A 26,087-nucleotide genomic window follows, 5' to 3' on the forward strand; every position below is an offset into this window, starting at 1 on the left:
AAGCCTTCTCCAGCCGGGGAAGGCTTTTGTACGCCTATATTGCCTTATGCGCTTACTGCTCTTCATCGTTTTTGCGGCCTGGTTAGCCGGGTGCCAGTCCAGAACCGCCCGCTTCGATCGGATGACGGCCAGTCAGACCGGTATTCGATTTGCCAACACCATCACCGAAACCGATTCGCTCAACGTCCTTGAGTTCGAATACATCTACAACGGCGGGGGCGTAGGCGTGGGCGACTTCAACGGCGACGGGCGGCCCGACGTTTTCTTCGCGGGTAATCAGGTGTCGAGCCAGTTGTACCTGAACCGGGGCAATTTTGCGTTTGAAGACGTAACTCGCCCAGCGGGGGTAGAAACGCACAGTTGGTGTACGGGCGTATCGGTAGCCGACGTCAACCAGGACGGGCGGCAGGACCTGTACATCTCCACCATCCACCCCAACCGCGACCGATCCATACCGAACCTGCTCTTTATCAACACCGGCAACAACGCCGACGGTATTCCACAGTTCCGCGAGATGGCCCAGGCCGCCGGACTGGCCGATTCGAGCTATTCGACGCAGGCCACCTGGCTGGACTACGACCAGGATGGCGATCAGGATATGTTCCTGCTGACCAACGCGCTGGAAATTTATAATCGTAATACCGTAAGCGGCCCGCAGAACCAGGGCCGTGCCCGCAGCCGCGACAAGCTGTTCCGCAACGACACCCCGGCCGGTGGCCCGCTTCGCTTCACGGATGTTTCGGATCAGGCCGGGCTGGTTCATGAAGGCTGGGGGCTGGGCGTGGTGGTCAACGACATCAACCTGGATGGCTGGCCCGACATTTACGTCGCCAACGATTTTCAGTCCAACGATGTCTGGCTCATCAACAACCGGCAGGGCGGGTTCGAGAACCAGATTGCCCGGCTGCTCAAACACCAGAGCCACAACAGCATGGGTGCCGACATGGCCGACATCAACAACGACGGATTGACCGATCTGGCGGTTGTTGATATGATGCCCGACGATAACCTCCGGCAGAAGACTATGTTCTCCAGCATTCCCTACGACCGGTTTCAGCTGGCCCGGCGCCTGGGCTACCAGCCGCAGTATGTCCGCAACATGCTTCAGCTCAACCGCGGGGGTTTGGCAGAGCCGGCAGCGGGAGAACCGGCGCCGAGTCCTCTGCCCCATTTCTCCGATATTGGCTACCTGGCGGGTACGTCGGCTACCGACTGGAGCTGGAGCGCGTTACTGGCCGATCTGGATAACGATGGGCTGCGCGATCTGCTGATCACCAACGGCTACCGCAAAGACATCACCGACCTGGATTTCACGAGCTACAACCGCGACGAAGGTACCTTTGGCTCCGACAACGACCGGCGCGCCGGCCTGCTCAAACGCATTGCCGACCTGGAACCGGTCGACAAGCCTAATTTCCTCTTTCACAACCAGGGCAATCTCCGTTTTGCCGACGTTACCACCGGCTGGGGCCTCTCGGAGCGCTCGTTCACCAACGGAACGGCTTATGCCGACTTCGACGACGACGGCGACCTCGACCTGGTTATGAATAATATCAATGGTGAGGCCTTTCTCTACCGAAACCAAACGACCGAAACCGCTTCCGACTCCACTACGCATCACTTTCTGCGCATCAGCCTGGTTGGCAGGCCGGGCAATCGCGAAGGGCTGGGCGCTAAAGTAGCCGTGTGGGCGGGCGGACAATGCCACTACGTCGAACATACACGCCAGCGCGGCTACCAGTCGTCGGTCGAGTCGGAACTGCACATCGGCCTGGGACCGGCCCAGCGGATCGACTCGCTGCGGATCTGGTGGCCGGGCGGCAGTGGCCAGACGCTGCAGAACCTGCCGGTCAACCAGACGCTGACCCTCAACCAGCAGCAGGCCCGGCCGCAGCCGGCTTCGTTTATGCAGCTACAGACTCCCGCCCAACCCCTGCTCACCGACGTTACGCAGGCGCTTGGGCTAACCTACCAGCATCAGGAAGACGACTTTGTCGATTATAAACAGCAGCAGGCCACCCTGCCCCGCAAACATTCGCAGATTGGGCCGGGGCTGGCCGTAGGCGATGTAGACGGCAACGGGCTCGACGATCTGTACCTTGCCGGAGCGGCCAACCGGGGTGGTACTTTTTTCCTGCAGCAGGCCAGCGGCCCGTTTGTCCGGCGCGACCGGCCCGCAAAGCTCCCGGAAGAAACGGGCGTATTGCTGTTCGACGCCGACCGCGACGGCGATCTGGATCTGTATGCCGTACACGGCAGCACCGAGTTTGGCCAGAACAAAAACCTGTATCAGGACAGCCTGTACCTGAACGACGGGCGCGGCCACTTCCGGGCGTCGGCCAGCGCCCTTCCCCCAACCACGGCCAGCGGCTCCTGCGTGCTGGCCGCCGACTACGACCAGGATGGCGACCTGGATTTGTTCATTGGCGGGCGGGTTGTACCCCAACGGTATCCCGAAGCAGCCCGCAGTTACATACTCCGAAACGACAGCGCCCCTTCGGCAGGTGCCCGGTCTTCGCCAACAGTTCGGTTTACCGACGTTACCGACCAGCTGGCCCCCGGTTTAGCCCGGGCGGGTCTGGTCTGTGCCGCTTTATGGACCGATGTGGACAAAGACAGCTGGCCCGACCTGTTGCTGGCTGGCGAATTTATGCCCATCACGCTGTACCGGAATAAGCAGGGGCGTTCGCTCGTGAACCAGGCTGCTCAGCAACCTGCCCTGCAGGCAGCTACCGGTTTCTGGAACAGCCTCACCCCCGGCGACTTCGACAACGACGGTGATCTGGATTACATAGCCGGTAATCTGGGTCTGAACAGCCGAATGCAGGCACCTCCCGGCCATCCCATCTCCGTCTACGCGGCCGACTACGACAAAAACGGCTCGCTCGACCCCATCATCAGCCTGTTCAACGGCGACAGGGAATACCCGCTCCACCCGCGCGACGCCCTGATCGACCAGATTCCTTCGTTCAAGAAGCGGATGACCTCCTACGCGGCTTATGGTAAACTCACCCTGCCCGACCTGCTTACCAGCGATGAGCGCGCCCAGTCTATGACCCGGCAGGCAACCTACCTGGCGTCGGCCTATATCGAGAACAGGAACGGCACGCTGTTGCTGCAACCGCTTCCCACCGAAGCACAGTTCTCGCCTATCTTCGGAACGCTGGCTACCGACCTCAACCGCGACAATCAGCTGGACCTGCTCACCATCGGCAACGACTACGCCACCGAAGTCCTGTCCGGGTATCAGGATGCCGGCCTTGGCCTCTGTCTGCTGGGTGGGCGCCAGGGTAGCTGGAAGCCGCTCCGGCCCGCCCAGTCCGGCCTGCTGGTGGATGGTGACGCCAAGGCGATGGGGGCTGTGCTGCTGGCCAGTGGGCAGCTGCTGTACGTGTCGACCCAGAACAATGGCCCCCTGCGTGCGTACCGGCTCGTTGATCGCTCCATCCGATACCGGCGCCAGGCCGGTACCGACAAGGCGGCAAAACCGGGCCAGCGGCTGCCTGAATCCGGCTGGGGCGGGGGCTATCTTTCGCAGTCGTCGCGGGTGGTCAGAGAGCGATCCAATTAAACGGAAACCGTACATTTGGCAGATCAACCTACTAGTTTATGCGTTTCATCCTGGTTCTGTTTTGCATGGCTGCTACTGCTTTTGTTGACCCCGCCCCCCCGGCTTTCGACTTGCAGGGCCACCGCGGCTGTCGGGGACTGATGCCCGAAAACACGGTTCCTGCTTTTCTGAAAGCCCTCGACCTGGGCGTTACGACCCTCGAAATGGACGTTGTTATCAGTAAAGATCGTCAGGTAGTTGTGTCGCATGAGCCGTATTTCAACGCAGCTTTCAGTATCAAACCCGACGGCACGCCGGTCAGCAAGAGCGAGCAGAAGAGCCTGATCCTGTACCAGATGAACTACGCCGACATAAAGCGATACGACGTCGGATCGAACGGCAATTCGGCCTACCCGGAGCAGCAGAAACTGAACACCTACAAGCCGTTGCTGAGCGAGGTAATCGAACGGGCCGAAGCCTACCGAAAAGTAAATAAAGGGCCTGCTTTCTCGTACAACATCGAGCTGAAGAGCGAGTCGTCGGAATACGATAAAAGCCAACCCCAGCCGGCGGCCTTCTGCGACCTGGTGCAGGCCATCCTGAAGAAGCAGCTACCCGCTGATCGGGTGACTATACAAAGCTTCGATTTCGCCATTCTGAAGCACTGGCAGCAGCAGGCAGCGGCCGGCGTTTATCCCCGCGTCAGGCTGGCCGCCCTGGTCGAAAACCTGCGTAGTCCCGAAAAAAACCTCGAAGAGCTGGGCTTCAAACCCGATATCTACAGCCCTTATTACCGACTCCTGAGCCAGGATAAAATTGCCCGGCTGCATGAACAGAAGATCAACGTAATTCCCTGGACGGTAAACCAGCGCGACGACATGGAGCGGCTGAAAGCCTGGGGTGTCGATGGGTTGATTACCGATTATCCAGACCGGGCAAAAGGACTCTGACAACCCTCGCCAACCCGGGTAGTCCAAACTAACCCCCGTCTTTTCAAGTTTGTATGACTGACCAATAGGTTTAGGTCGGTTTTTCGTATTTTGGCACCATGACCCTTCTGAACACAACGCTCAAATGGCTTCTCGAACGGCGACTGCCGCGCATCGAAGCCATGAAAAAACACCCCGGAGCGGTGCAGCAGAAGGTGTTTGACCAGCTGATCCGAGCGGGCCGGCGAACCGAATGGGGCCGAGCCCACCAGTACCAGTCGATCCAGACAGTGGCGGATTTTCAGCAGCAGGTGCCGGTTTCGAGCTACGAAGAGCTGTATCCCTACATTGAGCGGGTGATGCGGGGCGAACAGAAAGTGCTCTGGCCATCGCCGGTGCGCTGGTTTTCCAAGTCGTCGGGTACAACCAACGCCCGCAGCAAGTTCATCCCCGTTACGCCCGAATCGCTCGACGAAAGCCATTTTAAAGGGGGTAAAGACATGATGGCCCTGTACGTAGCCAACAACCCGGATACCCGTACCTTTGAAGGCAAAGGCCTCTCCATTGGCGGCAGCCTGCACCCCAACCCAACCGGTACGAACGGCGTGGCGGGCGATGTGTCGGCAGTTGTCATGAAGAACCTGCCCAGCTGGGCCCAGGCCATCCGTACCCCCGGTATCGACGTAGCGCTGATGGACGACTGGGAAGCCAAGCTGGAGCGCATGGCCGAAGTCACCTCCCAGGTAAACGTGACCAGTATGCTCGGCGTGCCGACCTGGGGGCTGGTGCTGATCGATAAGATTCTGGCCCGGACCGGCAAATCGAATATTCTGGAGGTATGGCCCAACTTTGAACTGTTCGTTCACGGTGCTGTCAATTTCCAACCGTACCGCGATTTGTTCCGTCAGCAGATTTTCCCGTCCGATTCGGTTCGGTACCAGGAAGTGTACAATGCATCGGAAGGGTTTTTCGCCATTCAGGACGATCTGACGCGCGTTGGGGAGATGCTGCTGATGCTCGACTACGGCATTTTTTACGAGTTCGTGCCAGCCGCCGAGGCCGATAAGCCGTTTCCCAAAGCCCTGACCATCGACGAAGTAGAGCTCGACAAAAATTATGCCCTGGTCGTATCGACTAATGGTGGCCTGTGGCGATACCGCGTTGGCGATACGGTTCGGTTTACGTCGCTCTACCCCCATCGACTGAAGGTCAGTGGCCGAACCAAACATTTCATCAACGCTTTCGGCGAAGAAGTCATTGTAGAAAATGCCGAAGCCGCTATCACCCGCGCCAGCGAGGCTACCGGCGCCGTTATTGCCGATTATACCGCCGGGCCGGTTTATATGGGTAACGGAAAAAACGGCTGCCACGAGTGGGTTATCGAGTTCGCGCAGGACCCTCATGATCAGCAGCAGTTCAACCAGATTCTGGACGAAACCCTCCGGCAGATCAACTCCGACTACGACGCCAAGCGCTACAACAATTACGTGCTGAAACAGCCCCGCATCCACGTTGTTCCGCGCGGCACGTTCTATGCCTGGATGAAACAGCGCGGCAAAATAGGCGGTCAGCACAAAGTGCCGCGGCTGGCCAACTCCCGCGAATACCTCGACGATATTCTGGGCCAGTTCTCGGTCGGAAACTGGTCATAATCAGCCCCGAACCAGCTTCTTCTCTTTGATAAAGTCGTTGGTCATCACAGCTTTGTCCGGATTGAGCACCACCTGCTTCAGCACCGCGCAGACGAACAGTTCGTGATCGCCCGAATCGGTCGTGTGCAGCACCTGACACTGGGCGTACCCGATGGCTTCTGTCAGATACGGACAACCCCGCTCATCGAGTGCATACGGCAACGTTCGGAATTTATCCGTTTGTTTCCTTTTTCCTTCCAATCCAGGGCCGCCCTGGATTGGGCCACCCTGGATTGGACGGCCCGATTGCTGGCCCAGTTTCCGGATCAGGCTGGTCTGGTCGGTAGCCAGCAGGTTGACGTTCAGGATACCGCTTTCCCGCACCAGCTCAATGGTATAATCGGTTTTGTAAAGTGCCACCACCAGGTGCGTTCCTCCCATGGCCGTTTGCATCACCCAGGTTGCAATATTGGCGTTTTTCTGACCGTCTGATGTGATGGTAGTAATACTGTGAACGTCGTAGTTTTTGTATTTCAGCAGGCGTTTGGGCATAAGATCGTGTAGGATTGGGGGACCGCTGGCAGAACGAAGGAGCCAGCCTGATTGTTGATTCTATGAGTCTGGTTAATTTTGACGTGAAGTTGGCAACCATACGCTGACCCCTAACGACTGCCGAATGAAATCGTTCGATATTCCCGAGTACTACCGCAGCAGCATCATTACCCCCCTGAAAGAATTCCGGCGGAGACGGGACAAGCTCAAGCGTGATTTTACCCCTACCGTGCTCGACTTCGGTCCGGTCCGGTTTCTGGTGGCCCGCCACTTCGGGTTCTGCTACGGCGTAGAGAATGCGGTAGAGATCGCCTATAAAGCCATTGCCGAAAACCCCGGCAAACGCATTTTTCTGCTGAGCGAGATGATTCACAACCCCGATGTGAACGCCGACCTGCAGAGCCGGGGTGTCCGCTTTCTGATGGACACGAAAGGCAATCAGCTCGTGAACTGGGCCGAACTGACGCCCGATGACGTAGTCATTATACCCGCCTTCGGTACTACCCTCGAAATTCAGCACCAGCTGGCGGCCATTGGCCTCGACGTGGCGAAATACGATACAACCTGCCCGTTTGTCGAGAAAGTCTGGAACAAAGCCGGGCAGATCGGTCAGAAGAACTATACCGTTGTGGTACACGGTAAACCGACGCACGAAGAAACGCGGGCTACCTTTTCGCACAGCAAAGAAGCCGCCCCGACGGTAGTAGTAAAGGACATGGCGCAGGCGCAGCGGCTGGCTCGTTACATCACCGGCGAGGCTTCGGCGACCGAGTTCTTCAGCGAGTTTGCAGGCCAGTACTCCGACGGCTTCGACCCGGGCCGCGACCTCCAGCGCATCGGCGTCGTGAACCAGACAACCATGCTGGCTTCGGACACGCAGGGCATTGCCGACTACCTCAAGCAGGTCATGATCCGGCAGTATGCGCTCCAGCCCGACCAGATCGACGCCCACTTTGCCAACACCCGCGACACGCTCTGCTACGCCACGAACGACAACCAAGACGCCACCTACGCGCTGCTGACCTACGAAGCCGATTTTGCCATAGTGGCCGGGGGCTACAACTCGTCCAACACCTCGCATATCGTTGAACTCTGCGCCGAAAAACTGCCGACCTACTTCATTGAGTCGGAGCAGAAAATTCTGTCAGAGACCCTGATCCGGCATTTCGACAACCACACCAAACAGGAGATCGTAACCGAAAATTTTCTGACGGCTTCAACGCAGCCCGATCGGCCGGTAACGGTACTGCTCACCTGCGGAGCTTCCTGCCCCGACGCGGTTGTAGAAGGCATACTGCTCCGGCTGGTTGGCTTCTTTCCGGATGCCCGGCCCGTTGGCGAGGTGATGAGCGAGTTTATGGTTTAGCGAACCCGGATGGTTACCTCACGGCTTTCGTTGTTGAGCCGGTCGAGGGCCGTTACCGCGTACACATACTTCTTTTTAGGATCGGCGGTCCTGTCTACAAAACGCGTTGTCGATTCGCCCTGACAACGCGCCACGATATAGCGCGGATCATCAAGCCGCAGGCGGGGTTTGCGCCCTTCGAACCGGTAAATGACGTAAGCACTGGCTCCGTCGCCATCTTCGGCCTCGGCCGACTGCTGCCAGAACAGTTCGACCCCCTCGGGCGTATCGGCGGCTTTAAGATCGCGCGGGGGCAGAGGCACGATGCTATCCAGCCACGTCATGGGCGGTACCAGCGCCGGATGCCGGTAGAAATTACTTTGCAGCGAATCGCGGATGGCCAGCGGATTTAGCTTCAGATTTTTGGCGCTGAAGAACACGCTCCCCTGCACAATGCGCTGGAGCCGGTTGTAGCGCATCTGATCAGGAAACTCGGTAGCCCGCGCCCAGCCCGGATCCCGTTCCGACCCGCGCCCAACCCGGTAGGCGCCGTGACCAATGTACAGATGGCATTTGCCCGAGTTGCGCGTCCACCACTCAACCAGCGTTTTATAGGGCACCCGCGTAAACTCCGAGCTGAAATAAACCTGCGGCACGATGTAATCGATCAGGCCATCCCGAATCCATTTACGCGTGTCGGCATACAGATCGTAGTACGACTGCCCGCCGTTGGTAGCGGACCCATCGGGGTCGTTGCTCTGATTTTTCCAGATGCCAAACGGGCTGATGCCAAACTTGACCCAGGGTTTGTTGGCCCGGATCGAGTCGCGCAGCTCGGCCACGAGTTTGTTCACGTTGTCGCGTCGCCAGTCGGCTTTTTTCATGCCGTTGTAATTGGCCTGATAGGTGCTGTCGTCGCGCAGGGTCTGGCCGGCAATGGCGTAGGGATAAAAATAATCGTCGAAGTGGATGCCATCTACATCGTATTCGCGCACCACGTTGGCGACGATACCGGCAATGTAGGTCCGGACTTCGGGAATGCCGAGGTTGAACAGTTTGCGCCCGCCGTACTCCAGCATCCAGCGGGGTTTTTGATAAACAATATTGCTGGGCGCCACACTGGCCGTTTTGCCGAACGTAGCCCGGTCCAGGTTGAACCACGCATGAAACTCCAGTCCCCGCTGGTGCGCCTGTTCGATCATAAAATCGAGCGGATCATAGAACGGCTGGGGAGCCAGCCCCTGCTGCCCCGTCAGCCATTCTGACCAGGGTTCTGAGCCACGCGCGTAGAACGCATCGGCCGCCGACCGAACCTGCACCACCACCGCGTTCAGGTTCGTCTGCTGATACATATCGAACATCTCGATGATCTCCCGCTGTTGTTCGGCTACGGGCAGTCCCTTTTTGCTGGGCCAGTCGATATTCTCGACCGTTGCAATCCAGACGGCCCGAAACTCCCGTTTGGGCGGCACCGGCCCGATCAGCGGAACATCGTCTTCGAGCGTATCGGCCGGTACGAGAACGGCCGACGGAGCCGGTTTTGGTTTAGGAGGTGCTGGTTTTGGAGCGGGTTTGGCCGCTACGGGAGGACCAGCCGGTTTTTTGGTAACGACCGGTTCAGGCCGACGACAGGCATGTACCAGGACCAGACAAAACAGCAGGAAAAGAAAAGCAACAGAACGCATCATGGAGACATAAAAATCAATGCCCCAAAATAACGACAGAACAGCCAGAAGTCTTACGCTCCGGCCTGAACCTGGCCTCTTTTGCTGGCGGCCCGGCAGGCATCGCTACAGTAAACGACGTTCTCCCAGTCGCGTTCCCACTTCTTTCGCCAGGCGAAAGGCCGGTTGCATACGGGGCAGATCTTGATGGGCAGGTCGGCTTTCTTACGCATCTTCATACGCCAATAACCCGGGTTATGCGGGATAGGTTTTCTGCCTTTTGGGAGCCTTTCGGCGATTCGTACAGCCTGAAGTCAGGCCTCTCTGGCTGACTGATTATTTTTAATGGCTTACTAATCCATTACCGCAAACGTTTCGCTTCCTACTTGGTTGTAAGTATATGAAAGACACCGACCTGATCGCTGCGCTAACCGAAGCCGACATTGACCGAATTGTTGAAATGGCCTGGGAAGATCGTACGCCGTTCGACGCGATCGAAGCCCAGTTTGGCTTGCCGGAGCAGGCCGTTATTGCGCTCATGCGTCGCGAAATGAAGCCGTCGTCGTGGCGTATGTGGCGGGCGCGGGTGCAGGGACGGGCCACCAAACACGCGCTCCGGTCAGCCGTTGATGACGCCCGTTTCAAGTCAAATCAGCAACGGGTAGTGACGCATAATAAGATAGCCAAACGCTGAAATGGTAATTTGGCGTCCGAACGAATTAGCGTAGTTTTGTACCGCTAAAGTAACGGGTCAGCAATCTTTATTCTGCCTATAGCAGAAAACCAATATCTTTTTAGACTATTTTATCTTTAAAGGTAGTAGATTTGCGCCGTTCTGCAACCAAGTTTCAAACAGATCACCTTGTTATGTCGAGCCAGAAGTTAGATCAGATAGATCGCAACGTACTAGAAATTCTTCAAGCCAACGCTAAAATTACCAACGCCCAACTATCTAAAGAAATCGGACTTTCGCCCGCTCCTACCCTGGAGCGCGTCAAAAAACTCGAAACCTCGGGCATTATCCAGAGCTACCACGCCCAGCTCAACCGGGAAAAGGTAGGACTCGGCGTTACCACCTTCGTTATGGTTACGCTAACGGGACACAAAAAGGAGACGACCATGTCGTTCGTCGATAAAGCCAACGAAATTCCTGAGATTATCGAGTGTCACCACATCACCGGCTCGGGCGATTTTCTGCTGAAGGTTATTGCCAAAGATATTGCCTCGTATCAGGCGCTGATGCTGGATGTGATCAATGAAATAGACGAGGTAGCCAGCACCCAGACGATGGTGATCATGTCGACCTTCAAAGAAAGCAAAGTCTTGCCAATACCCTGATATGAGTGATGAGTTAAGGGCGATGAGCAAAGTTCAATTAATTCATCGCTCATCACCCTTAACTCATCACTTCGTTTATCCTCTCCGCTTTCGGCGCTCTTCGCGTCGGGCTTTCTTTTGTTCATCGAGCAGCTTCTGTGCTTCCTTGTGCTGGCTCGACTTCCGATCCGACTTGTCCAGTACCTCTTTGAAATAGAGCTGGGCCTGATCGTAATTCTTCTCTTCCGTCGCTATTTTTCCGAGTGCCAGCACCGATGACCAGTAGTAGCCTGCGTTCGTAGCGTTGGTCTGCCGGGCAAAATCGATCGATTGCTGATAATATTTTTTAGCTTCGGGCAGGTTTTTATGAAACAGTTGGTTGATGTATCCCAGAATATAAGCCGCTGTTCGGCCGCTGACGCCTTCGTATCCTGATTGGGAGCGCGCAATTTTCTCCAGCATACTTTTGGAAATCCGCTCGGCTTCGGCCAGTCGCCCCTGCACAAAGGCCGACCGCGCATAATACCGCTCAAAGAACGGGTTATCCGGATACTGCTCCGACATGTATTTGGCCATCTCGTAGGCCTTGTCGTACTGGTTTTCCATGCTATAGATCTGAAGCAGGAAGTACCGGGCCTCAACGCGGGTGTAGAAAGCTGAATTAGCCGTTTTTTCCAGCTGCTTAATCCCGTTCTGCTTGTTTCCTTTTGGGAAAAACATCAGAATAGGCTTCAGAATGGGGTAATTTTCCGGAATCCACTGGGAATAGTAATTGTACATCCCATCGCCGAAGAGCAGTTCGGGGCTGAAGTCAGCATTGCCCTTGCACTTGTCGAAATACTTGAGCGCGTTTTTACCGGCCAGGGTCGCCTTGGCCCATTTTTTCCGTTCCGAGTATAACCGCCCTTTAAACGCATAGGCAGCCGCCAGGAAGAACGAAGGCTCCAGCTTGTTGTCGCTTTCGTCGTACAGCCGCTCGGCCAGGATGATGGTCGAGTCCATGTAAGCATGGCAGAGGTTGTCGTAGTCCGTTACGTCGGTATTCGGCACAATTTTCCACCACTCGGCCAGCCCCATCATGAAATACGGCATCGGGTGTTTCGGATAGCGCACCCGCAGCCACCGAAACTCCTTGTCGGCTTCGTAGAACTTGAAGTTGTACATCTGGTTGATGGCCTCCGCCGATTCGATCTGCACGCCCGGGTGCTTGAGGAGACCATCGTACTTTTTATCAAACGCCGACGGATCATAGAGTTGCGCCTGCGCTAAAAAGGCCAGCGCCGTCAGCCATACCGTCAACAGAGTCTTCTTCATTCGTTATTGATTCGTTATCAATCTATGAACGTAAACGGATGTCGGTCCGTTTGCTCGTGCGTATTTTTCACTGAAATTTAGCCCCCTTTCCGGCGCTGGGCGTATCTTTGACCTTCGCCGACGTCACCATGCTAACCATCAAGGACAAAACCTTCGTCCCGTTTATTGCCGCCGATACTATTCAGAACCGCGTACAGGAACTGGCCAGCCAGATCAGCCGCGACTATGCCGACCGGCAGCCGCTGATCATCGGTGTACTGAACGGAGCCGTAGTATTCACCGCTGACCTGCTCAAGTGCATCGATATTCCCTGCGAGGTCACGTTTATTCGGGTAGCGTCGTATGCGTCTACCACCTCAACCGGCCATTTGAAACAAATTCTGGGCCTGAATGAATCCATTGAAGGGCGCCATCTCATCATTGTGGAAGACATCGTCGACACGGGTCTGACCATGGCCGACATTTGCGAACAGTTCCAGGCCGCCAATCCGGCGTCTATGGCGCTGGTGACGCTGCTGTACAAACCATCGGCGCTGCAGAAAGACCTTCACCTGGACTATGTCGGCTTCGAGATTGAAAACCGGTTCGTGTTGGGCTACGGCCTCGACTACGACGGACTCGGCCGCAACACAAAAGATATTCTGGTGCTGGCCGACTAGCGATCGACCTCGCCCATAACCAGATCGAGCGAACCCGTTATAGCCACCAGATCGGCCAGCATAGCCCCCCTGGCTATTTCACCAATAACCGACAGGTTGTGAAAGCAGCACGACCGGGCCTTGCAGCGAACCGGCACATCGGCACGACCATCGGTGCGGAAGAAGAAGCCCAGTTCCCCTTTGGCGCTCTCGGCACGGGCGTAAAAATCCATCGCTTTCGGCCGTATTTTCTTCGGCACCACCGCCTGCGGATCGTAATCGCGGGTGCGTTTGTGAGGGCCGGTGAGTTGATCGAGGCACTGCTCAATGATCCGGATCGACTCGTGGCACTCCAGCACCCGAACGTTATTGCGGTCCCAGCAGTCGCCTACGGTTCCCATCTGGCCCTGCCCGATCGGAATATCGAACGCCAGTTCGGGATAGACCGAATAGCCATCGACCCGGCGCAGGTCGTACCGCAGCCCCGATCCGCGGAGCATGGGGCCGGTGCAGCCGTAATTGATGGCTACCGCTAACGGTAAGACGCCAACGTTGGCCGTTCGTTTCACGAAGATTTCGTTCTCGATAACCAGTTGCTGCAACTCCACCAGCTTGGGTTTCAGGTAAGCTATGAATTCGCGGCAGCGCTCCTCGAAACCAACCGGCAGGTCGTAGAACAAGCCCCCGATCCAGATGTAATTGTACAACATCCGCGCTCCGCTGACCCATTCCAGTAGCCGCTGAATATGCTCACGATCGCGCATGAGCCACAGAAAAGGGGTGTAGGCACCAATGTCGAGCGCATACGTGCCGATGCCGACAAAGTGAGCGGCAATGCGGTTCAGTTCGGCGACCAGTACCCGGATGTATTCGGTTCGTTTGGGGATGTCGTTTTCGATGCCCAGCATCCGTTCAACGCCCATGACAAAAGCGTGTTCACAGTTCATGGCCGCCAGGTAATCGAGCCGGTCGACGAACGGAATCGCCTGGTTGAACGGCAGCGACTGCGCGTGTTTCTCGAAACAGCGGTGCAGGTACCCCACGTGCGGCACCACATCGACAATAATCTCGCCGTCGGTAACGACCTCCAGCCGCAGTACGCCGTGGGTAGAGGGGTGTTGCGGCCCCATGTTGAGAATCATCTCCCCTTCGGCCAGCATATCGGGGCGATAGACCGCCGGTTCTGACGCCCGAAAATGACCCGGCGCGTAGTCGTATTGGATGGTTTGGGTTGTCATGAGCTCCTCAAAGGTCGGCAGTGGACGGTCTAAAGTCAAAAATCAGCGCCGGCTCTCGTCTAATCAACTACAAATCATTACTTTTTCTTGTCAGGCTATTGGGAGAATAAAACCCATTTCGTACCTTTGCGCTCCTTATCGAGAAAACGAACTGAGCAATGGCAAAGAAAGGCGCCAATAGAATCCAGGTTATTCTGGAATGCACCGAGCAAAAAGACAGCGGTGTACCCGGCATGTCCCGGTACATTACCACCAAGAACCGGAAGAACACGCCGGCTCGTATCGAGCGGAAGAAATACAATCCGTTCCTGAAGAAAGTAACGCTGCACAAAGAAATTAAATAAGGTTTCTGGTTTATAGTTTTCTGGTTACGGTGGAGCTCACAGGCTGCCCATTCCGAAAACTGAAAACCATAAACCCTAAACTAACCATCTGTCATGGCAAAAAAGGTAGTTGCAACCCTGAAGACGAAGGACAACGGCAAGGCGTTCGCCAAAATTATCAAAGCCGTTAAGTCGCCCAAAACCGGCGCTTATACCTTCAAAGAAGAAATGGTTCCGGTTGATGAAGTACAGGCTGCCCTCAAAAGCTAGGCCCACTCTCAGCTACAACGGCCTGTTGTCTGCGACACAGACCGTTTGCGCAAAATTTCAGGAAGTCCCCCCAGCCCACGCGGCCCGGTGGGACTTTTTTTGTTGCAAATCAGTTAACTAGCAGGTAAGAATCCAGTACACCCCTCCAATCAGTAGACTGTTGGGCTGTTTGCACCCCTGAATCGGGTCCCTAACTGACAACTCATTCATTACGAACTATGGCTTTATTCGGCTTTTTCTCGAAGGAAAAGAAAGAAAATCTAGACAAAGGGTTAGAGAAAACCAAAGATAGCTTCTTCGCCAAGCTGGGTCGCGCCGTAGTCGGCAAAGCCACCGTCGACGAAGAAGTACTCGACGAACTCGAGAACGTGCTGGTATCGTCGGACGTGGGCGTCGAAACAACCGTTAAGATCATTCGACGGATCGAAGAGCGGGTGGCGCGCGACAAATACATGGGCACCGACGAGCTCGACCGCATCCTGCGCGAAGAAATTGCCGGGCTCCTGGCCAGCAACAATACTGTAGACGTGTCCGACGATTTTGCGCTGCCGGCTTCGATCAAGCCCTACGTCATTATGGTTGTCGGCGTGAATGGTGTCGGCAAAACGACTACCATTGGCAAGCTGGCCGCTCAGTTCCACAAAAGGGGCAAACAGGTGGTGCTGGGCGCGGGCGATACCTTCCGGGCAGCCGCCGTCGATCAGCTCAAGCTCTGGGGCGACCGGGTGGGCGTGCCGGTCATTTCACACGGGATGAATACCGACCCCTCGGCCGTTGCCTACGATGCCGTGAAAAAAGCAACCGAAATGGGTGCCGATGTGGTCATTATCGACACCGCCGGCCGACTGCATACGAAAGTGAATCTGATGAACGAGCTGACCAAGATCAAACGGGTCATGCAGAAAGTAACCCCCGACGCGCCCCATGAGGTGTTGCTCGTGCTGGACGGGTCGACGGGACAGAACGCGTTTATTCAGGCTACCGAGTTCACCAAAGCTACTGAAGTGTCGGCACTGGCCATTACCAAGCTGGACGGGACGGCTAAAGGGGGCGTAGTAATCGGCATTTCGGACCAGTTCAAAATACCCGTCAAGTACATTGGTGTAGGCGAAAAAATCGAGGATCTGCAGACATTCAACAAGATGGAGTTTGTCGATTCGTTCTTCAAAAAATAACAAACCGGATGGCCATCGTGACGGATCTGGCGGCTGTGAACAATGATGTGATTAACATCATGGAGCGTTACTATGGCTCACGCCTGGATAGCGTCATCTTGTTTGGTTCGTACGCGCGGGGTGACTACAACGAAGAATCTGACGTAGATTACCTAGTCGTTTTGACAGACGAAAACGTGTCGCCATCTAAAGAGGTATATACAACCATAGCCGCCCGTAACGAGTACTATCTACAAACACTGATTCCTATATCAACCGTCGTTGTCTCCAAAACTCAATTTCTAACGTCAAACCGTATGTTTTACCGCGAAGTTAAAAAAGACGGGAAATGCATTTATAAGCGACGACCTGGGCAATTGCGTTAGGAAGGCCACTGGCTACTTGGCAAATGCTAAAATAAGATGACTTTGCGACCCTGTTTGAGCAAAGGCAGCTAGCCGATTATGATATAGACGGCGACTTTTCGTTAGATGCTATACTGCATCTACTTAGCCTAGCCGAAAACTTTCTCGCTTTTGTCAACGAACGTTATGCATAAATACATCATTTTCTGGGCTGTCTTCCTTAGCGTATCTCTTCCCAGTAATGCCCAGCAGGCGTCTCGGCAGAAGACCGTCAGGCAGGGAATCTGCGGCACCGTGGTCGAGAAAAAAGGAAACATGATGCCCTCTGTGGGTCCGGCATCGGCCCGTACCAACGGAGCAGCGGTTATTCGCGAGGTGCTTATTTTCCCCCTGCTGAACAGCAGCCAGGTCGACGCGGGTGAGAACGGGTTTATTGCATCCGTGCGTGGGGTTAAGCCGCTCAAAACGGTGAAGTCGGACAAAAATGGCCGGTTCTGCGTTCGTATGCCGGTTGGGAAGTACACCCTTATGGTGCGCGAACCGAAAGGCCTGTACGCCAACCTGTCTGACAGTCAGAATAACATCTTCCCAGTCAGCGTACAGAAGAATCGTCAGTCTACTGTCACCGTAGAGATTTCGCATAGTGCCGTATTTTAGCGGCTATGAACGTCCTGCTGCTGTTTCTGATCGTTTTCGCGCCCTTCGTTTTCTTCATCCTCCGCATGCTCCGTCATACCCGCGAGAGCCTGGGCGATGGCTCTCCGCTGGTTCGGTCCGTTACGGTTACGTGGGATCGTAATCGATTCTTCACCCGGTTCACCGTTCTACTTCTTTTACCAATTCCGCTGATGGGCCTGCTATATATGGGTATGGGGGTGGCCACCTTCGTTCGCCAGCCCGATCAGGTTATGGGGGCGGTGTTTCTTATGCTGTTGGGCGTCGCTACGGTGGCGCTAGTGGCGTTCATTTTCAGCCAGCAATACAGGCTGTGGAAACAAGTTCGCGACAAGCGCGTAACCTTCGATCCGGCGCTGAAGACCATTACCATTGCGGAGTCCGACGGGTCCGTTGTCGTCAGCGCGCAGAATGTTTTGTCCATCGAGTTTCATACCAACCACCGGGCCGACAGAAAAGCGGACTGGGCTTTTTATACGTTTGTCCTTATAGACGGGCGACGGTTTAGCCTGCACGACCTGTTTCTAACGGCCGACGACTTACTGGAATCCTATTTTTCCGGTACCGCTCAAGTACTGGTCAGCCACAAGACCATTTGGTACGAGCCCGAAAACGACAGCCCCATCGGCGAACTTTGTCCAACCACCGGGCGTTAGTTTTTCTCTAACCGCCTGCTAATAAGTCCTGTTTTGAAAACCAAAGGAATACGTACCAATAAAATCAATATCGTTACGCTCGGCTGCTCGAAAAACCTGGTCGATTCGGAAGTTCTCTTCACGCAACTCCGGGGCAACGGCATGGACGTAACGCATGAGTCCAAAAAAGACGACGCCAATATTGTCGTTATCAACACCTGCGGCTTCATCGACAATGCGAAAGAAGAATCGGTCAACACGATTCTGCGCTACGTAGATGCTAAAGACGCGGGTATGGTGGATAAAGTTTACGTAACCGGCTGCCTGTCGCATCGGTACAAAGACGAGCTGGAAGTCGAAATTCCCGACGTCGATGCCTGGTTTGGTACCAACGAAATGCCCCGGCTGCTGAAGACGCTCCGGGCCGATTATAAACACGAACTGGTGGGCGAACGGCTGCTGACCACCCCCGCCCACTTTGCCTACCTGAAAATTGCCGAAGGCTGCGACCGGCCCTGCTCGTTCTGTGCCATTCCGCTGATGCGCGGTAAGCACGTGTCGCGGTCCATGGACGAGCTGGTTACCGAAGCGCGCTCGCTGGCCCGGCGCGGCACCAAAGAACTGATTCTGATTGCCCAGGACCTTACCTACTACGGCCTCGACCTGTATAAAAAACGCAACCTCGACGAGCTGGTGGCCCGCCTGGCCGACGTAGAAGGAATTGACTGGATTCGGCTTCAGTACGCTTACCCGTCGGGTTTCCCGCTGGAGGTGCTGGATGTCATGCGCAACCGGCCCAACGTCTGCAACTACCTGGACATGCCGCTGCAAACCGGCTCGACCGAGTTGCTTCGGCTCATGCGCCGGGGCATCACCCGCGAAAAAACCGAAGCGCTCATTAACACCATCCGGGACAAAGTGCCCGATATCACCCTGCGTACGACACTCATTGTGGGGCATCCCGGCGAAACCGACGCCATGTTCCAGGAAACCTACGATTTCGTAGACCGGATGCGGTTCGACCGGATGGGCGTGTTTACCTACTCGCACGAAGAAAACACCCATTCGTACTCGATGCCCGACGATATTCCGGCCGATATCAAGCAGGAACGCGCCGACGAGCTGATGGACCTGCAGCAGGGCATTTCGGCCGAGCTGAACCAGCAGAAAGTAGGCCGGACCTACAAAACCCTGTTCGACCGGAAAGAAGGTGGCTACTTCATCGGCCGCACCGAGGCCGACTCGCCCGAAGTCGACAATGAAGTGCTGGTTCCGGCCAGCCAGTACGTGCGCCTGGGCGATTTTGCCAACGTCCGCATTGACCGGGCCGAAGAGTTCGACTTGTACGGCAACGTGGTCTAAGTAGCGTATTCCCTCAACCCGCAAGGCCCTCCCGAACCTTGCGGGTTCTTCATTTGTTGCGTCCGTAAATCCCAATCCTGCATGGACTGTCAGTACCTACCGCTTGTTCAAACCGGCCAGTTTTCTCCGCTCTTTCTCGATTACCTCGCCCAAAAAGAAAGTCTTCGCCCGTTTTACAACCGCTTTCCAGACCCAGCCCAGTTCAGGGAGCAAATAGCTGAAAAAACGGTTGATGAATCCAAACGCCGGATCCTGGTCGATGCATTGACGCGCCAGTACGAAGGACTAGCCAGCAAGCCCGACCTGTCGATACTGCTTCAGCCCAACACCTTTACCGTTACAACCGGCCACCAGCTCAACATCTTTACCGGGCCGCTCTACATTGTATATAAGCTGATTACGACCATTAATCTGGCCCGACAGCTGAAACAAGCCTACCCGGACTACAACTTCGTGCCGGTCTACTGGATGGCGACGGAGGACCACGATTTTGCCGAAATCAACCACTTCTCGCTGTTTGGCCGGACGCATACCTGGCAGACCGAACAGCGCGGGGCCGTGGGTCGTATGGATCCGCGGGAACTGAAAACCCTGTTTGGCGAAATACCCGAGAAACTAACCCTCTTTGAAGAAGCGTATCTTGGGCAGGAGACCCTGGCCAATTCGGTGCGGTACCTCATCAACGAGCTGTTCGGCGCCGAGGGGCTCGTTTGTCTCGATGCCGACGATGCGGCTCTGAAACGCGTATTTGCGCCCATCATGCGCGACGATCTGCTTCAGCAAACGGCCGGTGGCCTCGTACACACCCGCACCGAGCAGCTGGAGCAGCTGGGCTACAAAACCGTTATCACCCCGCGCGACATCAACCTGTTTTATCTCGACGATCAGCTGCGCGAACGCATCGAACGGCTTCCTAACGGCGCTTACAAGGTGGTTCACACCAAAATTCGCTTTACGGAACCGGAACTGCTGGCCCTGCTGGACGAGCATCCCGAACGCTTCAGCCCGAACGTCGTGTTGCGCCCCCTGTATCAGGAAACGATCCTGCCGAACCTGGTCTATATTGGCGGTCCGTCGGAGGTGCCGTACTGGCTGCAGCTCAAAGGCGTATTCGATCATTACCAGACGCCTTTTCCGATGCTGATGCCGCGCAACTTTGCCACTTACGTACCTAAAGTAACGGCCAAGCGCATCCACAAACTGGGGCTGACACCGGAAGAGTTGTTTCAGGATACCCTCACCCTCAAGCATAACTACATCGATACCCATACGCGTCATGCGCTGAAGTTCGACAACGAAAACCGGACCATCAACAAGGCGCTGGACGCTATTCTGCATAAAGCGCAGATCGTTGATCCGACCCTCGAAAAAGCAGTGCTGGCCGAAACCAAGCGGTTTGCCAACGCGGTGGCTCGTCTGGAGAAAAAAATGCGCCGGGCCGAAGAACGCAATCAGGATACGGGCATCCGGCAGCTGCTGGCGGTCAAGAACGAGCTCTTTCCGAACGGAGGTTTGCAGGAGCGGACCGAAAACTTCCTGACGTTTCACCTCAATGACCGGGCGTTTCTGCAAAAAATGCTGGCCAGTTTCGATCCGTTCAACTTTCAGATGCAGCTCTGTCTGGAGAGCTAAGTAATTTCGGTTTTCAACGGTCTACCGTGGAAAAGGCAGCCCTCAGAACCCACTTCCTGACCCTGCGCCGGGCGCTGTCGGCCGATGCGGTTCGCGATCGCAGTGCGGCCATTGCCGACCAGTTTTTCCAGACGTTTTTTGGTTCCTCTCCTTCTGTTTCCTGCGTGCATGTGTTTCTGCCCATTGCGCGGCAGAACGAAGTAAACACCTGGCCCATCGTTCACCGGATCTGGCAGGATTTCCCATCGGTTCGGCTGGTCGTTTCCATTACCGATCCGGGTACCGGGCTACTCATCCATACGAGGTTAACCCCCGAAACACCCCTCATCCAGAACCGCTGGGGCATTCCGGAACCCGCTTCGGCCAGCGCCCCGGTTTCCCCTACCGAGCTTGACCTGGTGCTGGTTCCGCTGCTGATTTTCGACGAAAGCGGGCATCGGGTTGGTTACGGCGGTGGCTATTACGACCGGTTTCTGGCCGAATGTCGTTCTGACTGTGCGCGGGTTGGTCTGTCACTGTTTGAGCCGGTAACGACCATTGACGACATCACGGATACTGACATCAGCCTGACCGCCTGTTTATCTCCGCAGAGGCTATACACCTTCTAGATTATCCCAGATACACATCGGTATCTTTTTGTCTACTGTATCCACAAGCGTGCAGTACGGCATTACTATTGTATACTTTCTACGTCACAAGGTATAGTTACCATTCCATTAATTATCATGTTCATACCTTACACATCACGCATGAAACCAGTTACACGCCTATTTTTTGTCCTATTACTAATTCAGACTGTCAGCTTTGCCCAGGTTCGCCTGGGTATAACGGGGGGCGGGCAGCTTGTTAATCAGGCTTATACGTTTGACGGTCAACCCATGTCCGGCAAGGGCATACTGGGTTATCATGGAGGTTTCATGCTCGATGCTATTGTTGCCGACAACATTTCATTCCGGCCACAGCTGCTCTATTCAGTAAAAGGATCCAAGCTACCGGATCTAGGGATCGGACAGTTACTGGGCGATTTGGGGGGTCTTACCGGATTTGGAAGTCTGGATGCGTCGGTGAAGAGCATCATGACGTATATCGAGATGCCGCTTCAGCTGGTTTACAGCCTGGATGCCGGACCAGGCTGGATCAACCTGGGAGCAGGGCCATATGTAGCCTACGGCCTAAGCGGAAAAACTGTCAGCTCGCTGGCAGGGCAGAATGAAACAACCCCGATCGATTTTGGATCGGGTGAAGACCAGGCCAAACGGCTCGATTATGGTTTACGCGTGTCGGTGGGCTATGAGTTGCCGTCTGGCCTGGTACTGACCGGCTTTTATTCGCCCGGTCTGAGCAACCTAACCCACACGGCCGATCAGAAAGTAAAAAACACGGCTTTCGGCCTATCGCTGGGTTTCCTGTTTGGCGGAGAGTAACACCATGCCTGCGGTCCATAGTCCGGGCCCCGATCGCGCTGCAGCGTGATCGGGGCTTTTTGTTGACAGCCCGGCGCCGATTATCCCGCCCGCGGAATCAGTCTGTCTATTTTTTCTGAACAATACACCCTGTCCATCAACGAATTTACCGTACTTTTGCGGGCGAAAATGGCGCGCAGGTGCGGGCCTTCTGTATAAACCAATTCGTGCGGACACCAATCCGCATTCTATCAATGAAAATCGCAGTTGTTGGGGCTACCGGCCTTGTCGGTGGCGAAATCTTGAAAGTACTGGAAGAACGCAACTTCCCCGTGTCAGAACTTATTCCCGTTGCCTCCGAGCGTTCGGTTGGTAAACAGGTTGAGTTCAAGGGAAAAGCGTACACGGTTGTCAGCTTTGAGGATGCCATTGCCGCCAAACCTGCCATTGCAATTTTTTCGGCGGGCGGAAGCACCTCGCTGGCCCTGGCTCCTAAGTTTGCCGAAGCCGGTATTACGGTTGTCGACAACTCATCGGCCTGGCGGATGGACCCGACCAAGAAACTGGTCGTACCCGAAATCAATGCCAACACCCTGACTCCCGAAGACAAGATCATTGCCAACCCGAACTGCTCGACCATCCAGATGGTCGTAGCGCTGAAGCCGCTGCACGATCGGTATCGGGTTAAGCGGGTCGTTGTATCGACCTACCAGTCGGTAACCGGCACCGGTAAGGCGGCCGTTGACCAGCTGTTTGCCGAACGGGAAGGACGCGCGGATATCCCGAAAGTATACCCCCACCCCATCGACCTCAACGTACTGCCCCATATCGACGTTTTCCTCGACAACGGTTATACGAAAGAAGAGATGAAGATGGTGAACGAAACGAAAAAGATCATGGGCGACGACTCGATCCGGGTTACCGCGACCACGGTCCGGATTCCGACCATTGGCGGCCACTCGGAGGCCGTAAACGTGGAGTTCGACGAAGAGTTTGAGCTGAACGATGTGGTCGAACTGCTGCGGAATGCCGAGGGCGTTGTGGTGCAGGACGATCCGGCCAATAAAATCTACCCGATGCCGCTGACCGCCCACGGGCGCGACGAGGTGTTCGTAGGCCGTATCCGGCGCGACGAAACCCAGCCCCGCACGCTCAACTTCTGGTGCGTTGCGGATAACCTGCGCAAAGGAGCCGCTACCAACGCCGTTCAGATTGCCGAATACCTGATGAAGCACAACCTCGTAGAAACGACCGAAGCCAGTCTGGCCTAAGCCGGTCTACTACCTGTTTTGAAAGGCGCGGTCTACGGACGGCGCTTTTTTTGTTGGGCATCCTGCAGGCCCGACTCCCTGACCCTACTATGCCAAAGCCTGGTGGAGTAGAGTAGGCAACCCGGGGTTTGGTCTTGTTCAGGTGTCAACCTACCGTTTTTCGCCCTATGTTCCGACCGGCCATCGTACAAGTTGCCCCCATCCTTCTCATCGTTTCGGGTCTGCTACTCAGTTTATCCGCCGTTAGCCAGCCGACATCGCCCATCTGGTATAAACAACCCGCCCGCAACTGGAACGAAGCGTTACCCGTTGGTAATGGCCGACTGGGGGTGATGGTATTTGGGCGAGTAGCCGAAGAGCTGTTGCAACTCAACGAGTCGAGCTTATGGTCGGGCGGGCCGGTTAACCGCAAGCCGAATCCGGGTGCCGCGGCTTATCTGCCGCAGGTTCGGGAAGCGCTTTTCCGGGAAGACTATGCCGAAGCGGCCAGGCTGACAACCAAACTACAGGGCCTCTACACCGAAGCCTACCAACCCCTGGGCGACCTGCGGCTCAAACAAACCCTCACGGGCGAGCCAACCGCCTATACGCGCGAACTGAACATCGACGATGCCACCGCCACGACCCGGTTTACGATCAATGGGGTTACCTATAGCCGCACTGTTTTTGTGTCGGCCCCCGACCAGCTGATTGTTATCCGGCTCCGGTCGTCGAAGAAAGGGGCCTTGAGCCTGACCGCTTCCGCCACCAGCCCGCATCCCGTTACCAAACAGATAATGGCCCGGAACGAGCTGGCCGTTCGGGGAAAAGCACCGGCCCATAGCGATCCGAACTACGTTCAGTACAACCCGACTCCGGTGATCTATGCCGACACGGCCGGCTGTCGGGGCATGCGTTTCGACTGGCGAATCAACGTCCAGTCGACCGATGGGCGAGTATCGACCGACACCAGCGGCCTGCGCATCGATAACGCCACCGAAGCGGTCCTGCTCGTTTCGGCGGCTACCAGTTTTAACGGGTTCGACAAATGTCCCGACCGCGACGGTCTTGACGAGAAAAAGCTGGCCGCGGCTTACCTGGCTAAGGCAACCGGCAAATCGGCCGATGCGCTGTACCGCGCCCACGTAGCCGACTACCAGCAACTAGCCAACCGGGTGCGGTTCTCGCTGCAGGCCGACGCAGCGACTCCGCCCCTCAACCTGCCGATGGACGAGCGTTTGCAGCGCTACGCAGGCGGAGCGGCCGACCCGCAGCTGGAGAGTCTGTATTTTCAGTTTGGGCGATACCTGCTCATATCGAGTTCGCGTCCGAAACGCCCCGGCAACCCGGCTGCGCGCGCCATTCCGGCCAACCTGCAGGGCATCTGGAACCCCATCGTACGCCCTCCCTGGAGCAGCAACTACACGACCAACATCAACACCGAGATGAACTACTGGCCAGCCGAGATGACCAATCTGTCGGAGCTGCATACGCCCCTCCTCGACTGGATTGGGTATATGGCCACAACCGGCCGCGAAACCACCCGTCATTTCTACAACGCGTCGGGCTGGACCGTTCATCACAACTCAGACATCTGGGCCACCTCGAACCCCGTTGGCGACCGGGGCAAAGGCAGTCCTTCCTGGGCAAACTGGGCCATGGGCGGAGCCTGGCTCAGCCAGCACCTCTGGGATCACTACGCCTTTACGGGCAACCGGGCCTACCTGCAGCAATACGCCTACCCGCTCATGAAAGAAGCCGCCCAATTTTGTCTCGACTGGCTCGTTACCGACAGTCAGGGGCGGCTGGTAACCGCACCCGCTACCACCCCCGAAAATATTTTCGTGACCGAAAAAGGCGAGAAGGGCTCGGTGTCGGTAGCCACAACCATGGACATGGCCCTGATATGGGATCTGTTCAGCAACGTTATCCAAGCCTCCGAGCAACTCAACGTCGATGCTGATTTCCGGCAGACGCTGTTGACTAAAAAGGCGAAGCTGTTTCCCTTACAGATTGGCCGCAAAGGCAACCTGCAGGAGTGGTACAAGGACTGGGCCGACGAAGATCCGCAACACCGCCACGTGTCGCACCTCTACGCCCTGCACCCCGGCCGGGAGCTGTCTCCCCTGACAACGCCCGCCCTCGCCGACGCGGCCCGTCAGACGCTGGCCATTCGGGGCGACGGCGGCACGGGCTGGAGCAAATCCTGGAAAATCAACTTCTGGGCCCGGCTGCATGACGGTAACCATGCCTATAAACTACTGCGCGAGCTATTACGCCTGACCGGCCTGGAGGGCACTGACTATGCCAACGGGGGAGGTACCTACCCGAACCTACTCTGCGCCCACCCGCCTTTCCAGATCGACGGTAACTTCGGCGGCACGTCGGGTATTGGCGAGATGCTGCTCCAGAGCCACGACGGCCTGCTCAACCTACTGCCCGCCCGGCCTGACGCCTGGGCATCGGGCGAGGTAAGCGGCCTCAAAGCACGAGGTGGTTACGAAGTGGCGATGCGCTGGCAAAACGGCAAACTGACCCGGGTAGCGATTCGCTCGTCGCTGGGCGGCCTCTGTCGGCTGCGGGTACCTAATGCACTCACCGGCACGGCCAATGTCCAACTGCGCCCCGCCACGGGCAGCAACCCCAATCCGTTTTTCAAGCTTCCCCAGAATCAGTACCAGACCCGCTCGCCGGAGCAGGCAACCAACGGGGTCAGCGTATATGATCTGGCTACCGAAGCCGGCAAAGAGTACATACTGGTCGGGAAACCGTAGCCTGTCAACCAGCTGTCCGGGCTTGTTTTTCTCCGCTCAATCTGTTACTATACAGACTGTAACATA

24 protein-coding genes are annotated in these 26,087 nt (G+C 56.1%); 19 read left to right on the forward strand and 5 right to left on the reverse strand.

All coding sequences use genetic code 11. From position 1 onward, the window contains the following. The first annotated feature begins 46 nt into the window (after nt 1–46). The 3 genes from B1C80_RS15560 to B1C80_RS15570 all read left to right on the forward strand — a co-directional run bounded on the left by B1C80_RS15560 (nt 47) and on the right by B1C80_RS15570 (nt 6,131). Nucleotides 47–3,571 carry a VCBS repeat-containing protein gene (locus B1C80_RS15560; protein ID WP_077922116.1) on the forward strand — a complete coding sequence of 1,175 codons (3,525 nt, stop codon included), beginning with the start codon at nt 47–49 and terminating at the stop codon, nt 3,569–3,571. Nucleotides 3,572–3,609: 38 nt separating this feature from the next. Next, nucleotides 3,610–4,500 carry a glycerophosphodiester phosphodiesterase family protein gene (locus B1C80_RS15565; protein WP_170315664.1) on the forward strand — a complete coding sequence of 297 codons (891 nt, stop codon included), beginning with the start codon at nt 3,610–3,612 and terminating at the stop codon, nt 4,498–4,500. Nucleotides 4,501–4,598: 98 nt separating this feature from the next. After that, nucleotides 4,599–6,131, forward strand: a complete 1,533-nt coding sequence (locus B1C80_RS15570) for a GH3 auxin-responsive promoter family protein (RefSeq protein ID WP_077922117.1) — start codon at nt 4,599–4,601, stop codon at nt 6,129–6,131. On the opposite strand, the gene B1C80_RS15575 is transcribed toward B1C80_RS15570, so the two are convergent. Then, nucleotides 6,132–6,662, reverse strand: a complete 531-nt coding sequence (locus B1C80_RS15575; RefSeq protein ID WP_077922118.1) for a flavin reductase family protein — start codon at nt 6,660–6,662, stop codon at nt 6,132–6,134. 124 nt (nt 6,663–6,786) lie between these two features. Here B1C80_RS15575 and B1C80_RS15580 point away from each other — a divergent pair, with 124 nt between their 5' ends. Then, entirely contained in the window at nt 6,787–8,028 is a 1,242-nt protein-coding gene (locus B1C80_RS15580; RefSeq protein WP_077922119.1) for a 4-hydroxy-3-methylbut-2-enyl diphosphate reductase, read from the forward strand. Here the strand turns inward: B1C80_RS15580 and B1C80_RS15585 are convergent. Next, nucleotides 8,025–9,692 (reverse strand): glycoside hydrolase family 10 protein, encoded by a 1,668-nt coding sequence (locus tag B1C80_RS15585; RefSeq protein WP_077922120.1) that lies wholly within the window; start codon nt 9,690–9,692, stop codon nt 8,025–8,027. The two genes, B1C80_RS15580 and B1C80_RS15585, sit on opposite strands and share 4 nt — an antisense overlap. A 53-nt stretch (nt 9,693–9,745) precedes the next feature. After that, nucleotides 9,746–9,910, reverse strand: a complete 165-nt coding sequence (locus B1C80_RS15590; protein WP_077922121.1) for a DUF2256 domain-containing protein — start codon at nt 9,908–9,910, stop codon at nt 9,746–9,748. A 161-nt stretch (nt 9,911–10,071) separates the two neighbouring features. On the opposite strand from B1C80_RS15590, the gene B1C80_RS15595 reads away from it, so the two are divergent. Then, nucleotides 10,072–10,365, forward strand: coding sequence for a TIGR03643 family protein (locus tag B1C80_RS15595; protein ID WP_077922122.1), 294 nt, complete (start codon nt 10,072–10,074; stop codon nt 10,363–10,365). A gap of 173 nt (nt 10,366–10,538) precedes the next feature. Beyond that, the gene (locus B1C80_RS15600) at nt 10,539–11,009 is read left to right on the forward strand and encodes an Lrp/AsnC family transcriptional regulator (RefSeq protein WP_077922123.1); all 471 of its coding nucleotides are present in this window, start codon (nt 10,539–10,541) and stop codon (nt 11,007–11,009) included. A gap of 75 nt (nt 11,010–11,084) precedes the next feature. Here B1C80_RS15600 and B1C80_RS15605 read toward each other — a convergent pair whose 3' ends face one another. After that, nucleotides 11,085–12,302 carry a lipopolysaccharide assembly protein LapB gene (locus tag B1C80_RS15605; RefSeq protein WP_077922124.1) on the reverse strand — a complete coding sequence of 406 codons (1,218 nt, stop codon included), beginning with the start codon at nt 12,300–12,302 and terminating at the stop codon, nt 11,085–11,087. A 128-nt stretch (nt 12,303–12,430) separates the two neighbouring features. Between B1C80_RS15605 and hpt the strand changes: the two genes are divergently transcribed. Further along, a complete protein-coding gene (gene hpt / locus B1C80_RS15610; protein WP_077922473.1) occupies nt 12,431–12,961 on the forward strand; it encodes a hypoxanthine phosphoribosyltransferase in 531 nt (176 codons plus the stop codon). Here the strand turns inward: hpt and B1C80_RS15615 are convergent. Next, a complete protein-coding gene (locus B1C80_RS15615; RefSeq protein ID WP_077922125.1) occupies nt 12,958–14,178 on the reverse strand; it encodes an NADH-quinone oxidoreductase subunit D in 1,221 nt (406 codons plus the stop codon). The two genes, hpt and B1C80_RS15615, sit on opposite strands and share 4 nt — an antisense overlap. A gap of 158 nt (nt 14,179–14,336) precedes the next feature. Here B1C80_RS15615 and rpmG point away from each other — a divergent pair, with 158 nt between their 5' ends. The 12 genes from rpmG to B1C80_RS15675 all read left to right on the forward strand — a co-directional run bounded on the left by rpmG (nt 14,337) and on the right by B1C80_RS15675 (nt 26,021). Continuing rightward, a complete protein-coding gene (gene rpmG, locus B1C80_RS15620) occupies nt 14,337–14,522 on the forward strand; it encodes a 50S ribosomal protein L33 (RefSeq protein WP_012929817.1) in 186 nt (61 codons plus the stop codon). 93 nt (nt 14,523–14,615) lie between these two features. Continuing rightward, the gene (locus tag B1C80_RS15625) at nt 14,616–14,771 is read left to right on the forward strand and encodes a DUF4295 domain-containing protein (RefSeq protein WP_012929818.1); all 156 of its coding nucleotides are present in this window, start codon (nt 14,616–14,618) and stop codon (nt 14,769–14,771) included. A 218-nt stretch (nt 14,772–14,989) separates the two neighbouring features. Then, on the forward strand, nt 14,990–15,946 hold the full coding sequence (gene ftsY / locus B1C80_RS15630; RefSeq protein WP_077922126.1) for a signal recognition particle-docking protein FtsY: 957 nt from the start codon (nt 14,990–14,992) through the stop codon (nt 15,944–15,946). An 8-nt stretch (nt 15,947–15,954) separates the two neighbouring features. Beyond that, nucleotides 15,955–16,311: a nucleotidyltransferase domain-containing protein gene (locus tag B1C80_RS15635; RefSeq protein WP_077922127.1), complete on the forward strand. Its 357-nt coding sequence runs from the start codon at nt 15,955–15,957 to the stop codon at nt 16,309–16,311. Between the two features lie 165 nt (nt 16,312–16,476). Next, nucleotides 16,477–16,947 carry a hypothetical protein gene (locus tag B1C80_RS15640; RefSeq protein WP_077922128.1) on the forward strand — a complete coding sequence of 157 codons (471 nt, stop codon included), beginning with the start codon at nt 16,477–16,479 and terminating at the stop codon, nt 16,945–16,947. A 5-nt stretch (nt 16,948–16,952) separates the two neighbouring features. Further along, a complete protein-coding gene (locus B1C80_RS15645) occupies nt 16,953–17,621 on the forward strand; it encodes a hypothetical protein (RefSeq protein ID WP_077922129.1) in 669 nt (222 codons plus the stop codon). 33 nt (nt 17,622–17,654) lie between these two features. Then, nucleotides 17,655–18,962, forward strand: a complete 1,308-nt coding sequence (rimO, locus tag B1C80_RS15650; protein ID WP_077922130.1) for a 30S ribosomal protein S12 methylthiotransferase RimO — start codon at nt 17,655–17,657, stop codon at nt 18,960–18,962. Between the two features lie 81 nt (nt 18,963–19,043). Then, on the forward strand, nt 19,044–20,594 hold the full coding sequence (gene bshC / locus B1C80_RS15655) for a bacillithiol biosynthesis cysteine-adding enzyme BshC (protein ID WP_077922131.1): 1,551 nt from the start codon (nt 19,044–19,046) through the stop codon (nt 20,592–20,594). Nucleotides 20,595–20,620: 26 nt separating this feature from the next. After that, a complete protein-coding gene (locus B1C80_RS15660) occupies nt 20,621–21,202 on the forward strand; it encodes a 5-formyltetrahydrofolate cyclo-ligase (RefSeq protein WP_077922132.1) in 582 nt (193 codons plus the stop codon). A gap of 141 nt (nt 21,203–21,343) precedes the next feature. Beyond that, on the forward strand, nt 21,344–22,018 hold the full coding sequence (locus tag B1C80_RS15665) for a porin family protein (protein ID WP_161492772.1): 675 nt from the start codon (nt 21,344–21,346) through the stop codon (nt 22,016–22,018). 233 nt (nt 22,019–22,251) lie between these two features. Next, complete coding sequence (locus tag B1C80_RS15670; RefSeq protein WP_077922134.1) at nt 22,252–23,268, forward strand: aspartate-semialdehyde dehydrogenase; 1,017 nt, start codon at nt 22,252–22,254, stop codon at nt 23,266–23,268. 167 nt (nt 23,269–23,435) lie between these two features. Continuing rightward, on the forward strand, nt 23,436–26,021 hold the full coding sequence (locus tag B1C80_RS15675) for a glycoside hydrolase N-terminal domain-containing protein (protein ID WP_077922135.1): 2,586 nt from the start codon (nt 23,436–23,438) through the stop codon (nt 26,019–26,021). The last annotated feature ends 66 nt before the right edge of the window (nt 26,022–26,087 follow it).

It is taken from the genome of Spirosoma sp. 209 (assembly GCF_002006735.1).
Taxonomy (GTDB): domain Bacteria; phylum Bacteroidota; class Bacteroidia; order Cytophagales; family Spirosomataceae; genus Spirosoma; species Spirosoma sordidisoli.